The organism is Streptomyces sp. NPDC058864 (assembly GCF_042742985.1).
Classification (GTDB): Bacteria; Actinomycetota; Actinomycetes; order Streptomycetales; family Streptomycetaceae; genus Actinacidiphila.
On the sequence record NZ_JBHYMQ010000121.1, the window covers coordinates 1 to 13,635 of the forward strand.

Sequence of the window (13,635 nt, forward strand, 5' to 3'; positions counted from 1 at the left end):
GGGGCAGATCTTCGTCAAGGGCGAGGTCATCAAGACCGTGCCGGAGTCGAAGATCGTCGAGACCCTCATCGAAGAGGCCATGAAGCTCGCCGAGCAGATGGAGGCCGACGGCATCGCCTCCGGCGAGCCTTCCGTCTCCGTCAGCTGACCCACCGGCCCTGCCCCGCGTCCCGGACCCCCGCGGTCCGGGATCCGGGCGGGCCCGGGCGGAACACGCGTTCGCGAGGTAAGGTGCGGGGACTTCCTTCCCCCGACCGCTGCGGCCCGTACGGTGAGGCGCCCCACGTGTTGACGACCACGACGACCAAGGTCATGGAACCCGGCGAACTCGACGCCGCCCTCGCGGTGCTCGACCGCGACCCGGTGGCCAACGCGTTCGTCGCCTCCCGGGTCGCCGTCGCCGGACTCGACCCCTGGCGCCTCGGCGGCGAGATGTGGGGCTGGTACTCCGGAGGCCGTCTCGAGGCGCTCTGCTACGCGGGCGCCAACCTCGTCCCGATCTGCGCCGGCCCCGAGGCCGTGCGCGCCTTCGCCGAGCGGGCGCTGCGCGCCGGACGCCGCTGCTCCTCCATCGTCGGTCCGGCCGCCGCCGCATCCGTGCTGTGGTCGCTGCTCGAACCCAGCTGGGGCCCGGCCCGCGAGGTCCGCGCCCACCAGCCGCTGATGGTCACGCGCGCACTGCCCGCGCAGGTCGCGCCCGATCCGTACGTGCGACGGGTCCGGCGCGACGAGATGGACGTGATCATGCCGGCCTGCGTCGCCATGTTCACCGAGGAGGTCGGCGTCTCCCCGCTGGCCGGCGACGGCGGACTGATCTACCAGGCCCGCGTCGCCGAACTCGTGGGCTCCGGCCGCGCGTTCGCCCGCATCGAGGACGGCAGGGTCGTCTTCAAGGCGGAGATCGGCGCCGTCACCCGGCACGCCTGCCAGATCCAGGGCGTCTGGGTCGCCCCCGAGCACCGCGGCCGCGGGCTGTCCGAGACCGGCATGGCCGCCGTCCTGCACTACGCGCTGCGCGACGTGGCCCCCGTGGCCAGCCTCTACGTCAACGACTTCAACGCGCCCGCCCGCGCCGCCTACCGCCGCGTCGGCTTCACCGAGGTCGGCGCCTTCATGAGCGTCCTGTTCTAGTAGTGTCGCCGCCCATGGAGGACGTGGCGGTCGAGCCGATCGACCTGACGGCACGGGTGGACGAGGCACTGGCCGTCCAGGCGGTCGCCTTCGGACTGGGCACGGAGGAGGTCGCCATCCGGCGGCAGATCGTGCTGCGGCACCTCTGCTTCCCCGGCGTCCGCGCGCTCGGCGCGCTCACCCCCGACGGACGGCTCGCCGGCTTCGTGTACGGCATGCCCAACAGCCGCACCCACTGGTGGTCCACGGTCGTCGAGCCCTATCTGCGGCGCACCGGCACCGACGAGTGGCTCGACGACTCCTTCACCATCACCGAGCTGCACGTCCACCCCGATTTCCAGGGCCGCGGCATCGGGCGCGCCCTCATCACCACCATCACCGACGGCGCCGACGAGCCCCGCAGCATCCTGTCCGCCATCGACACCGAGAGCCGGGCCCGGCGGCTCTACCGCGCCCTCGGCTACACCGACCTGGCCCGGCCCGTGCACTTCCCCAGCGCGGCCAGCCCCTACGCCGTCATGGGCGCGCACCTCCCCCTCGTGCGGTAAACGCGTTTCCGGCAGCGCGCCAGGGCTCGATATCCTCGGCGGAACGGTACGAAACCCCCTGGAGAGCCCCATGGTCCTGCGCATGTCCCGGCTGATGCTCAAGACGCTGCGCGACGACCCGGCCGACGCCGAGACCGCGAGCCACAAGCTCCTGGTCCGGGCCGGATACGTCCGCCGCTCGTCCGCGGGGGTGTGGACCTGGCTGCCGCTCGGCAAGCGCGTGCTGGAGAACGTCGCCCGCGTCGTCCGCGAGGAGATGGACGCCATCGGCGGCCAGGAGGTCCTGCTGCCCGCGCTGCTCCCGCGGGAGAACTACGAGGCCACCGGGCGCGCCGGCGAGTACGGCGACCTCCTCTTCCAGCTCCGCGACCGCAAGGGCGCGGACTACGTGCTCGGACCCACCCACGAGGAGATCTTCACCCAGGTGGTGAAGGACCAGTGCGCGTCCTACAAGGACCTGCCGGTGATCCTCTACCAGATCCAGACCAAGTACCGCGACGAGGCCCGGCCCCGCTCCGGCGTCCTGCGCGGCCGCGAGTTCCAGATGAAGGACTCGTACTCCTTCGACACCACCGACGAGGGCCTGGCCGAGGCCTACCGGCTGCACCGCGAGGCCTACATCAAGATCTTCTCGCGGCTCGGCTTCGACTACCGCATCGTCTCCGCCGTCTCCGGCGCGATGGGCGGCTCGGCCTCCGAGGAGTTCCTCGCTCCCGCCGCGGCCGGCGAGGACACCTTCGTGGACTGCCCGGCCTGCGACTACGCGGCCAACACCGAGGCCGTCACCACCGTGGTGCCCCCGGTCGAGGGCGCCGCGCACCCGCCGCTGGAGGAGGTCGACACCCCTGACACCCCCACCATCGAGACCCTCGCGGCCCACCTCGGCGTGCCGGCCTCGGCCACCCTGAAGAACCTGCTCGTCAAGGTCGACGGCGAGATCGTCGCCGTCGGCGTCCCCGGCGACCGCGAGGTCGACCTCGGCAAGCTCGCCGAGCACCTCGCCCCCGCCGAGGTCGAACTCGTCACCGCCGAGGACTTCACCGGCCGCCCCGACCTCGTCCGCGGCTACGTCGGCCCGCAGGGACTCACCGGCGTCCGCTACCTCGCCGACCCCCGCGTCGCCCCCGGCACCGCCTGGGTCACCGGCGCCAACAAGCCCGACACGCACGCCCGCAACGTCGTCTGCGGCCGCGACTTCGAGGTCGACGAGTACCTCGACGTCGTCACCGTCGAGCCCGGCGACCCCTGCCCGCGCTGCGGCGCCGGCCTCAAGCTGGACCGGGCCATCGAGATCGGCCACATCTTCCAGCTGGGCCGCAAGTACGCCGACGCCTTCGAGCTCGACGTCCTCGGCCAGAACGGCAAGCCGGTCCGGGTCACCATGGGCTCCTACGGCATCGGCGTCTCCCGCGCCGTCGCCGCGCTCGCCGAGCAGACCGCGGACGGTCAGGGCCTGTGCTGGCCGCGCGAGGTCGCCCCGGCGGACGTCCACGTCGTGGCGGCGGGCAAGGCCCTCCAGACGGAACTGGCCCTCGAGGTGGCGGAGAAGCTCCACGCCGCCGGGGTCCGGGTCATCGTCGACGACCGCGCGGGCGTCTCGCCGGGCGTGAAGTTCACCGACGCGGAGCTGCTCGGGGTGCCGACGATTCTTGTCGTGGGGCGGGGGGCCGCGGACGGCGTCGTCGAGGTCAAGGACCGCCGCACCGGGCAGCGTGAGGACCTCTCCGTGGCGGACGCGCTCTCCCGCCTCTCCGCGTAGCGGTGCCCTTCGCTACCCGGGCGTCTGGTGCGGGCCGTTTGTCGTGTGCGGCGCCGTTGTGGTTGCGGTTGGGGTTTTTTCCCGCCCGCCCTCCCGTGGCCCCGGTCGGTCAGTGCGGGTCCGCGCTCTGTCCGGCTGTGGGTCGGTGGCGCGCCGGCGCACGTCCTCAGCGCTCGCGGATTTGCCGGGTCGTTGCGTCACCGGCATCACCGCTCGTCGCTTCCGGGCGCACCCCGCCACACCCCCTCCCGTTGAGTGGGCGCATGACGGCCGGTGGGGGGTGAGGAGGCAATCCGGGGTCACCCCGGACTGCTCCATCACCCCCCACCGGGCGTTCGTCGCGGAACCGGCGGAGGGGGTGGGGGAGTTGGGGGCACCCCCGGCCGAAGGCTGGGGGAGGGTGGGCGTTCTGGACGCTGACGTGTATTTGTTGTGCGGCAGAGCGGTGCCGAACCCGGATTGCCCGCCATGCACATAAATATGCGGTACAGAATGCCCACCCCGGAGGCCCCGCCCCCGGCCTACCCAAGGACCGGGCGCCACCCGCACCAACCGTCCCCTGGATGGGGGAGGGCGGGCGGGCGGGAAAAGAACCCCAACCGCAACCACAAACGACCCGCACACCACAAACGCACCCGCAGGGGCGACCCCGGTCAGAACTAAAGCCAGGTCGCGAACTCCAGGTGCAGCTCCCCCGATTCGCGGTCGCCGACCCCCAGCGCCCACACGCCCGCCTCGACCGCCCGGAACAGGGCCCACCCGCGGACGCGGTCCCGGTCGACGTCGAGGGAGTCGGAGAGCTTGGCGACCCTGCGGCGGGCCGCGGACTGCGACCCGGGCGTGGCGACCAGCGTCTCGAGGCGGTCGCGCACGAGCCACGCCAGGTCGTACGCGGGCTCGCCCGCGACCGGCTTGGGGTCGATGGCCAGCCACGGCACGCGGTCCGCGGCGAGCACGTTCCCGTGGTGGTAGTCCCCGTGCAGCAGGACGGCCTCGCCAGGGGCGGCCGCGCACAGCTCGTCGCGGGCGGCGAGGGCCTCGTCGACCAGGGCCCGGGCCTCCTCCGGGACGTACGGCAGGTCGCGCCGCTCCCGCAGCAGCGCCGCCAGGCGCGCCGTGTGCTCGACGACCGGAGTGAAGGGGTGCCCCTCGCCCGGGGGGACCCAGAGTCGCTGCAGGGTGGCGCACGCCTCGAGCATCGCCTTCTGCTCGGGGAGCGAGCGCAGCGACACGTCGCTGTGCAGGCGTTCCAGGAGGAGCGCTCCCGCGTCGGGGTCGGCCCGCAGCAGGCGGACCGCGCCGCGGCCGTCCCAGCGGGCGAGCGCGGCGTGCTCGTGCCGGGTCTCGTCGTTGACGAGGCCGACCTTGAGGGTCGCGGGGGTGCCGTCGGCCTGTCGTACGAGGACGACCATGCTGATCTGGCCGCCGGGGGAGAGGACCCGCTCGGGCCGCAGTTCCCAGCGCGCGAGGAGGTCCGCGACGCGCTCGGGGAGGCCGGCGAGCCAGGCGCGGCCCGCCTCGCCCTCCCAGGCGCTGACCGTGCGGACCAGCCGCTCGGGCGGTTCGAGGTGCTGGGGCTGTGGTGCCGAGGCCATGCGTGGGTACGTCCCTCCGGGTGCTAAACCTTCTCCGCGGCCGTCCGTGCGCGTTCGGCCAGCCCGGGGAAGGCTACGCTCCCCCCGCGCCAGCGCACGGCGCGGACCGCCGCCTCGCGCAGCGCGTCGGCCGCCCCGCGGCGCAGATCGGCGTCGGCGGCGCGCACGAGGTCCGCGTAGACCCCGGCGACCCGGTCCTCCAGTTCCGCGGCGAGGCGTACGGCAGACGCGCCGTCCGGTACGTCGAACGGCAGGGCGTACGCGGGTTCGGCGGCGACGGGTTCGCCGCCGAGGTCGCCGACGGTGCGGCGCAGCGCGTCGCGGCGGGCGCGGTGCGCGTCGTACGCCTGCTGGGCCTGCTCGGTCAGCCGGCCGCCGACGCGGGCGCCGACGATGCCGTAGCCGTACACCGCGGCGTGCTCGGCGGAGAGTGCGGCCTGGACGGCCTTGAGCAGCGCTTGCTGTGCCATGGATCGGGTCAGTGCTCCTTGAGAAGCAGGACGTGCCCGGCGCCGCAGGCGGCCACCGAGGCGAGCAGGCGGGCGAGTTCGGGCGTCGCGTCCAGGAGCGCGGCGGCCCGGGTGTCGGAGAGCGTGCGCTCGGCCGTAGCAAGGGCGGACAGCGCGTCCCCGGCCCGCGGGGGGACGGACGACGACGGCGACGGCGAGGCCGAAGGCGAGGACGAAGGCGCGGCGGACGGCGACGCGGCCCGCCCGGACGTGCCGAACGCCTCGGCGTGGCGCGCCACTTCGGCGCGAAGCGGCCGCAGCCGCTCGGCCAGGTCGGGATGCGCCGCGACGGTGGCGTCGTACTGCGCGAGCAGTGCCGCGCTGTCCCTGGCGGCCCTCCTGCGCAGCGTCACGCTCGCGTCGGCGGACGGCGAGCCCTTCGCGGAGGTCCCCTCGGGCCGTGTCCCGTCGGAGCATCCGCCGAGCAGTCCCGCCGCGGCCGGCAGGACGAGGGCGGCGCGGACCGCGCGCCGGCGGGGAATGTTGCTGAGCGGCACAGTGCCCCTTCCCGTGATCACCTCACGTGAGGGTACCCGCGCGGCGCCCGGCGGCCGTGACGGCGCCCTCCGCGGCGCCGAATCGTCGATCCGGGGCCTGAACCGATAGGCTTTGGCCCGACACACGACCTTCCATCACAACAGCACACGCGGCCGAGGAGTCACCCGGATGAGCACCACCCAGAGCGAGAGGCTGCGCGGGCTGCTGGAGCCGCTCGTCGTGAAGACGGGGCTCGAACTGGAAGAGGTCAAGGTGACCGCCGCCGGCAGCCGGCGCCAGCTCCAGGTGATCGTGGACTCCGACGAGGGTGCCCCGCTGGACGCGCTCGCCGAGCTGAGCCGGGAGATCTCGCAGGTCCTCGACGACGCCGATGCCATGGGTGGGGCGCCGTACATGCTGGAGGTCTCCTCGCCGGGCGTGGACCGACCGCTCACCGAGCCGCGGCACTTCCGGCGCAACGAGGGCCGGCTGGTGAAGCTGACGACGGCCGGCGGCGAGCAACTGGTCGCGCGGATCCTCGCGGTCGACGAGGAAGGGCTCGACCTGGAGGTCCCGGGTGTCAAGGGACGCAAGCCCAAACCCGCCCGTGTCGCCTTCGGCGAGATCGCCAAGGCGCGGGTGGAGATCGAATTCAGTCGCAAGGACACGGCGGGTGCCGATACTGACGGCGACGAGAGCACTGAGGAGGCGTAGCCGTGGACATCGACATGAGTGCCCTGCGGGGTCTGGTCCGGGAGAAGGAGATCTCCTTCGACCTGCTGGTCGAGGCGATCGAGTCGGCGCTCCTCATCGCGTACCACCGCGAGCCGGGCAGCCGCCGCAACGCGCGCGTGCAGCTGGACCGGACCAACGGCCACGTCACGGTGTGGGCCAAGGAGGACCCCTCGGAGACCCCCGAGGGCGCCGAGCCCCGGGAGTTCGACGACACGCCCAGCGGTTTCGGGCGGATCGCCGCGACCACGGCCAAGCAGGTCATCCTGCAGCGGCTGCGGGACGCGGAGGAGGAGATCACCTTCGGCGAGTACGCCGGCCGTGAGGGCGACATCGTCACCGGTGTGGTCCAGCAGGGCAAGGACCCCAAGAACGTCCTGGTCGACATCGGCAAGCTCGAGGCGATCCTGCCCGTGCAGGAGCAGGTGCCCGGCGAGGACTACAAGCACGGCACGCGGCTGCGCTCGTACGTCGTCCGGGTGGCCAAGGGCGTGCGCGGTCCGTCCGTGACGCTCTCGCGCACCCACCCCAACCTGGTCAAGAAGCTCTTCGCGCTGGAGGTCCCGGAGATCGCGGACGGTTCCGTCGAGATCTCCGCGATCGCCCGCGAGGCCGGCCACCGCACGAAGATCGCGGTCCGTTCCGGCCGCTCCGGGCTGAACGCCAAGGGCGCCTGCATCGGCCCGATGGGCGCCCGGGTGCGCGCGGTGATGGCCGAGCTGAACGGCGAGAAGATCGACATCGTCGACTGGTCGGACGACCCGGCGGAGATGGTCGCCAACGCGCTGTCACCCGCTCGGGTGAGCAAGGTGGAGATCGTCGACATGGGCGCCCGCTCCGCGCGGGTGACCGTGCCGGACTACCAGCTGTCGCTGGCGATCGGCAAGGAAGGGCAGAACGCCCGCCTGGCCGCACGGCTCACGGGCTGGCGGATCGACATCCGGCCCGACACCGAGCAGGTGGAGCAGTAGCACCCCCGGGTGACCGAGGAACAACCGTGCGTCGAATAACCCGGAGGGGTGAGGTCGGCGCGGGGAGGTAGACTAAGGATGTCTGGCCGGACGCACGCCCCAGCACGCCCGGAGCGCACATGCATCGGGTGCAGGGCGCGAGCGGCCAAGCGCGATCTGCTGCGTGTGGCGGTGATCGGGGAGTCATGTGTTCCCGATCTTCGCGGTACGCTGCCCGGTCGGGGTGCCTATGTGCACCCCGACACCGTCTGTCTCGACCTGGCGGTCCGCCGCCGGGCTTTCCCGCGGGCCTTCCGGGCCCAGGGAACGCTGGACACCGCGGACCTCCGCGGGTACGTCGAGCAGGCACACCGTGAGTAGGCAGGAAGACCGCTCGGGCGACCGTGCGGTCAGTACCCCGCGAGTTGGAAGTAGGTCGAGATTGCGATGAGCACTCGATGAGCACGCGATGAGTACGCCCATGAAGTAGCGACGGTCCGGCGGACGACCACCCCGGACCTCATGAAGGAGCGAAGTGGCTAAGGTCCGGGTATACGAACTCGCCAAGGAGTTCGGAGTTGAGAGCAAGGTCGTCATGGCCAAGCTCCAAGAACTTGGCGAATTCGTCCGTTCGGCGTCCTCGACGATCGAGGCGCCGGTTGTTCGCAAGCTGACTGACGCACTGCAGGGTTCCGGTGGCGGTTCCGCCTCCAAGCCCTCGGGTGCCAAGCCCGCGGCGCCGCGCAAGGCCGCGCCCGCAAAGCCGGCCACCCCCACTCCGGGTGCGCCGGCCCGTCCCGCTTCCCCGGCCCCGAAGCCGGCCGCGGGACCCGCCCCCACTCCCAAGCCCGCGGGCGGCCCCGCGGCGACGCCGGGCCCGCGCCCGACCCCGGGTCCCAAGCCGGCCCCGGCCAAGCCCGCGCCGGTCACCCCGGTGCCGCAGGCGGAGTTCTCCGCCCCGCCGGCCCCGGCCCCGGCTCAGGAGCGTCCGGCGCAGGAGCGTCCGGCGCAGGCCGAGCGCCCCGTCGGCGGTCGTCCCGGTGGCGCCGGCCCGCGTCCCGGCGCCCGTCCCTCCGGTCCGGGCCAGCGTGACGGCGGCCGTGGCCAGGGCGGTCCCGGTGCCCCGCGCGCCGGCGGCCAGGCCCCGCGCCCGGGTGCCCCGCGTCCGGCCGGTCCCCGTCCGGGCAACAACCCCTTCACCTCCGGTTCCACCGGCATGCCGCGCCCGCAGGCGCCGCGTCCCGGCGGTGGCCACGGTGGTGCCCCCGGCCAGCCCGGCCCGCGCCCCGGTGGCGCCCCGGGTGCCGCCGGTCCCCGTCCGGGTGGCGCTCCGCGTCCCGGTGGCGGTGCCGCCTCCGGCGGTCCGCGTCCGACCCCGGGCGGCATGCCCCGTCCGCAGGGCGGCGGCCCCCGTCCGAACCCGGGCATGATGCCGCAGCGTCCCGCTGCCAGCGGCGGTCCCGGCCGTCCGGGCGGCCCCGGTCGTCCCGGCGGCGGCCCCGGCGCGCGTCCCGGTGGCGGTGCAGGCCGTCCCGGTGGCGGTGGCTTCGCCGGTCGTCCCGGTGGTGGCGGCGGCGGTCGTCCCGGTGGTGGCGGCGGCTTCGGCGGTCCGCGTCCCGGTGGTGCCCCCGGTGGTGGCGGTGGCGGCGGCTTCGCCGGCCGTCCCGGTGGCGGTGGCTTCGGCGGTCGTCCCGGTGGTCCGGGTGGCCGCGGTGGCACGCAGGGTGCCTTCGGCCGTGGCCCCGGTGGCCGTCCGGCCCGTGGCCGCAAGTCGAAGCGGGCGAAGCGCCAGGAGTACGAGGCCATGCAGGCCCCGTCCGTGGGCGGCGTGCTGCTGCCCCGCGGCAACGGCGACACCGTGCGCCTCTCCCGTGGTGCCTCGCTGACCGACTTCGCCGAGAAGATCGGCGCCAACCCGGCGTCGCTCGTCCAGGTGATGCTGAACCTCGGCGAGATGGTCACCGCGACCCAGTCCGTCTCCGACGACACGCTGCAGCTGCTCGCCGACGAGATGAACTACACCCTCCAGATCGTCAGCCCGGAGGAGGAGGACCGCGAGCTCCTCGAGTCCTTCGACATCGAGTTCGGCGAGAACGAGGGCGGCGAGGAAGCACTCGTCGCGCGTCCGCCGGTCGTGACCGTCATGGGTCACGTCGACCACGGAAAGACCCGCCTGCTCGACGCGATCCGCAAGACCAACGTGGTCGCGGGCGAGGCCGGCGGCATCACCCAGCACATCGGTGCCTACCAGGTGGCCACCGAGGTCAACGGCGAGCACCGGGCGATCACCTTCATCGACACCCCCGGTCACGAGGCGTTCACCGCCATGCGTGCCCGTGGTGCCAAGTCCACCGACATCGCGATCCTCGTGGTGGCGGCGAACGACGGTGTCATGCCCCAGACGGTCGAGGCGCTGAACCACGCCAAGGCGGCCGACGTGCCGATCGTGGTCGCGGTCAACAAGATCGACGTCGAGGGCGCGGACCCGACGAAGGTGCGCGGTCAGCTGACCGAGTACGGCCTGGTGGCCGAGGAGTACGGCGGCGACACCATGTTCGTCGACATCTCCGCCAAGCAGGGCCTGAACATCGACAGCCTGCTGGAGGCCGTGGTCCTCACCGCGGACGCCGCCCTCGACCTGCGTGCCAACCCGGAGCAGGACGCACAGGGCATCGCGATCGAGGCCCACCTCGACCGCGGCCGCGGCGCCGTGGCGACCGTCCTGGTCCAGCGCGGCACCCTGCGGGTCGGCGACACCATGGTCGTCGGCGACGCGTACGGCCGTGTCCGCGCCATGCTCGACGACAACGGCAACACCGTCGACGAGGCCGGCCCCTCGACCCCGGTCCTGGTGCTCGGTCTGACGAACGTGCCGGGTGCCGGCGACAACTTCCTGGTGGTCGACGAGGACCGTACGGCCCGTCAGATCGCCGAGAAGCGTGCCGCCCGCGAGCGCAACGCGGCCTTCGCCAAGTCCCGCCGCCGGGTCAGCCTGGAGGACCTGGACAAGGTGCTCAAGGCCGGCGAGGTCCAGCAGCTCAACCTCATCATCAAGGGCGACGCGTCCGGTTCGGTCGAGGCCCTGGAGTCCTCGCTGCTCCAGCTCGACGTCGGCGAGGACGTGGACCTGCGCATCCTCCACCGGGGTGTCGGTGCGGTCACCGAGACCGACGTCACCCTGGCGGCGGGCTCCGACGCCATCATCATCGGCTTCAACGTGCGGGCCGAGGGCCGCGCCACGTCGCTGGCCGAGCGCGAGGGCGTCGACGTCCGCTACTACTCGGTGATCTACCAGGTCATCGACGAGATCGAGGCGGCGCTCAAGGGCATGCTCAAGCCCGAGTACGAGGAGGTGGAGCTCGGCACCGCCGAGATCCGCGAGGTCTTCCGCTCCTCCAAGCTCGGCAACATCGCCGGTGTGCTCATCCGCTCCGGCGAGGTGCGCCGCAACGCCAAGGCGCGTCTGCTGCGCGACGGCAAGGTCGTCGCCGAGAACCTCAACATCGAGGGTCTGCGGCGCTTCAAGGACGACGTCACCGAGATTCGTGAAGGTTTCGAGGGCGGTATCAACCTCGGCAACTACAACGACATCAAGGTCGACGACGTCATCGCGACCTACGAGCTGCGCGAGAAGCCTCGCGTCTGATCGAGGGACACGTGACCGGGGCCGGTTGGCGGAGGGTAAATTCCGTCGATCGGCCCCGGCCGTTGCCTTTACTGTGGTGATTGCTGTTCACGGTGTTCGCACCGTTCACTACGAGGCCCCACAGGTCGGCTTGACCTGATGCCCATGTATGTAGGGACGCTGTCCTTCGACCTGCTTCTCGGCGACGTCCGCTCGCTGAAGGAGAAGCGGTCCGTCATCCGGCCGATCGTGGCCGAGCTCCACCGCAAGTTCGCGGTGAGCGTCGCCGAGGTCGACCACCACGACCTCTACCGCAGGGCCGGGATCGGCGTGGCGGTCGTGTCCGGGGACCTCGGGCACATCAAGGACGTCCTCGGACGCTGCGAGCGCTGGATGGCCTCGCGCCCCGAGGTGGACCTGCTGTCGGCGCGGCAGCAGGTGCACGGGGACGACGACTGACACTCACGTACCGAAGCGTGAAGAGAAGAGAGAAGAGCACGCATGACCGACACCGCGCGGGCGCGCAAGCTGGCGGACCGCATCCGGGTCGTGGTCGCGGAGACGCTCCAGAGGCGGATCAAGGATCCGCGGCTGGGGTACGTGACGATCACGGACACCCGGGTCACCGGTGACCTCCGGGAGGCGACCGTCTTCTACACGGTCTTCGGTGACGACGAGGAGCGGGCCGCCTCGGCGGCGGCGCTGGAGAGCGCCAAGGGCGTCCTCCGCTCGGAGGTCGGACGGCAGACCGGCGTGCGCTTCACGCCCACCCTGACGTTCGTCGCCGACGCGGTCCCGGAGAACGCGCGCACGATCGAGGACCTGCTCGCCAAGGCCCGTCTGGCCGACGAGGAGGTCCGCAAGACCGCCACGGACGCCTCCTACGCCGGTGAGGCCGACCCCTACCGCAAGCCGGCGGAGGACGAGGCCGACGACGAGGGCGACGACGAGGCGGAGGACGGCGCCCGATGAAGGACGGGCTTGTCATCGTCGACAAGCCGGGCGGGATGACCTCTCACGACGTCGTGTCCCGGCTGCGCAGGCTGGCCGGGACACGGCGCGTGGGGCACGCCGGCACGCTCGACCCCATGGCCACCGGCGTCCTCGTCATCGGCGTCGAGAAGGCCACCCGGCTGCTCGGGCACCTCGCGCTGACCCGCAAGGAGTACGAGGCGACCATCCGGCTCGGCCGGAGTACGGTCACGGACGACGCGGAGGGCGAGGTCACGGCCTCGGTCCCCGCGGACGGGGTCACCCGCGAGGCCATCGACGCGGGCATCGTGCCGCTGACCGGCGACATCATGCAGGTGCCGTCCAAGGTCAGCGCGATCAAGGTCAACGGCGTCCGGTCCTACGCCCGCGTGCGCGGCGGCGAGGACTTCGAACTGGCGGCGCGGCCGGTGACGGTGTCGGCGTTCGCCGTGCGGGACGTCCGGCACGTGCCGCTCGAGGGCGGTGACGTGGTCGACGTCGACGTCACGGTCGAATGCTCCTCCGGCACGTACATCCGGGCCCTCGCCCGCGACCTGGGCGCCGGGCTCGGCGTCGGCGGCCACCTCACCGCGCTGCGGCGCACCCGCGTCGGGCCCTACGGGACCGATCTCGCCCGCACGCTGGAGCAGCTCACGGAGGCGTTCGCGGTGCTGCCCATCGCCGAGGCCGCGGCGGCGGCGTTCCCCCGGTGGGACGTGGACGCCCGGCAGGCGCGGCTCCTGGGCAACGGGGTGCGGCTGGAAGCGCCGCCGTCCCTGGGGGCGGTGCCGACGGCGGTGTTCGGGCCGGAGGGGGAGTTCCTGGCGCTGGTCGAAGCGCGGGAGGGGCAGGCGCGGATTCTGGCCAACCTGGGGTGACGCTGCGCTGGCGGGCCGTTTGTCGTGTGCCGGCGTTGTTTGTGGTTGCGGGTGGGGTTCTTTTCCCGCCCGCCCTCCCGGTGCCCCGGTCGGTCAGTGCGGGTCTGCGCTCTGTTCGTCGGTGGGTCGGTGGCGCGCCGGCGCACTCCCCCAGCCTTCGGCCGGGGGGACCCCCACAGCGCTCGCGGATTCGCCGGAGCATTCCGTCCCGGGTCCGCCGCTCGTCTCCCCCAGCCTTCGGCCGGGGGGACCCCCATGGGCGCACCCCGCCACACCCCCTCCCGTTGAGTAGGCGACTGACGCCGGAGGGAGGTGAGTAAGGCACTCGCGGCAACCCCGGACCGCTTCATCGCCCACCCTCCGGCCGTCTCCCACCCGCCTGCCCTCCCCCGTCCTTGGGCCGGGTCGGCCGGTGGGGGGTGATGAGGCAATCCGGGGTCACCCCGGATTGCCTCATCA

13 protein-coding genes and 1 pseudogene are annotated in these 13,635 nt (G+C 72.9%); 11 read left to right on the top strand and 3 right to left on the bottom strand.

All coding sequences use genetic code 11. From position 1 onward, the window contains the following. From ACFW3D_RS40785 to ACFW3D_RS40800, 4 genes and pseudogenes are all read left to right on the top strand, one after another. Positions 1-148, top strand: a pseudogene (locus tag ACFW3D_RS40785) (flavodoxin-dependent (E)-4-hydroxy-3-methylbut-2-enyl-diphosphate synthase); the annotation flags it as partial. A gap of 137 nt (positions 149-285) precedes the next feature. Beyond that, entirely contained in the window at positions 286-1,131 is an 846-nt protein-coding gene (locus tag ACFW3D_RS40790; RefSeq protein ID WP_500513465.1) for a GNAT family N-acetyltransferase, read from the top strand. 14 nt (positions 1,132-1,145) lie between these two features. Beyond that, positions 1,146-1,679, top strand: coding sequence for a GNAT family N-acetyltransferase (locus tag ACFW3D_RS40795; RefSeq protein ID WP_500513466.1), 534 nt, complete (start codon positions 1,146-1,148; stop codon positions 1,677-1,679). 70 nt (positions 1,680-1,749) lie between these two features. Then, the gene (locus ACFW3D_RS40800) at positions 1,750-3,438 is read left to right on the top strand and encodes a proline--tRNA ligase (protein WP_500513467.1); all 1,689 of its coding nucleotides are present in this window, start codon (positions 1,750-1,752) and stop codon (positions 3,436-3,438) included. Positions 3,439-4,097: 659 nt separating this feature from the next. Here ACFW3D_RS40800 and ACFW3D_RS40805 read toward each other — a convergent pair. From ACFW3D_RS40805 to ACFW3D_RS40815, 3 genes are read right to left on the bottom strand one after another with little or no spacing between them, the layout of a single operon-like run. After that, positions 4,098-5,033: an aminoglycoside phosphotransferase family protein gene (locus ACFW3D_RS40805; protein WP_500513468.1), complete on the bottom strand. Its 936-nt coding sequence runs from the start codon at positions 5,031-5,033 to the stop codon at positions 4,098-4,100. Between the two features lie 23 nt (positions 5,034-5,056). After that, positions 5,057-5,503, bottom strand: a complete 447-nt coding sequence (locus tag ACFW3D_RS40810; protein ID WP_500513469.1) for a ferritin-like domain-containing protein — start codon at positions 5,501-5,503, stop codon at positions 5,057-5,059. A gap of 8 nt (positions 5,504-5,511) precedes the next feature. Further along, positions 5,512-6,060, bottom strand: coding sequence for a hypothetical protein (locus tag ACFW3D_RS40815; protein ID WP_500513470.1), 549 nt, complete (start codon positions 6,058-6,060; stop codon positions 5,512-5,514). Positions 6,061-6,208: 148 nt separating this feature from the next. Between ACFW3D_RS40815 and rimP the strand changes: the two genes are divergently transcribed. The 7 genes from rimP (at position 6,209) to truB (ending at position 13,176) form a co-directional block, all read left to right on the top strand. Further along, on the top strand, positions 6,209-6,733 hold the full coding sequence (gene rimP, locus ACFW3D_RS40820; protein ID WP_500513471.1) for a ribosome maturation factor RimP: 525 nt from the start codon (positions 6,209-6,211) through the stop codon (positions 6,731-6,733). A 2-nt stretch (positions 6,734-6,735) separates the two neighbouring features. Then, positions 6,736-7,722, top strand: a complete 987-nt coding sequence (gene nusA, locus ACFW3D_RS40825) for a transcription termination factor NusA (protein ID WP_500513472.1) — start codon at positions 6,736-6,738, stop codon at positions 7,720-7,722. 78 nt (positions 7,723-7,800) lie between these two features. Continuing rightward, entirely contained in the window at positions 7,801-8,082 is a 282-nt protein-coding gene (locus ACFW3D_RS40830) for a YlxR family protein (protein ID WP_500513473.1), read from the top strand. 154 nt (positions 8,083-8,236) lie between these two features. Continuing rightward, on the top strand, positions 8,237-11,347 hold the full coding sequence (gene infB, locus ACFW3D_RS40835) for a translation initiation factor IF-2 (protein WP_500513474.1): 3,111 nt from the start codon (positions 8,237-8,239) through the stop codon (positions 11,345-11,347). Between the two features lie 144 nt (positions 11,348-11,491). Continuing rightward, positions 11,492-11,785: a DUF503 domain-containing protein gene (locus ACFW3D_RS40840; RefSeq protein ID WP_500513477.1), complete on the top strand. Its 294-nt coding sequence runs from the start codon at positions 11,492-11,494 to the stop codon at positions 11,783-11,785. A gap of 42 nt (positions 11,786-11,827) precedes the next feature. After that, positions 11,828-12,298 (top strand): 30S ribosome-binding factor RbfA, encoded by a 471-nt coding sequence (gene rbfA / locus ACFW3D_RS40845; RefSeq protein ID WP_500513475.1) that lies wholly within the window; start codon positions 11,828-11,830, stop codon positions 12,296-12,298. Further along, entirely contained in the window at positions 12,295-13,176 is an 882-nt protein-coding gene (truB, locus tag ACFW3D_RS40850) for a tRNA pseudouridine(55) synthase TruB (protein ID WP_500513476.1), read from the top strand. The genes rbfA and truB overlap by 4 nt, the downstream gene beginning before the upstream one ends. The last annotated feature ends 459 nt before the right edge of the window (positions 13,177-13,635 follow it).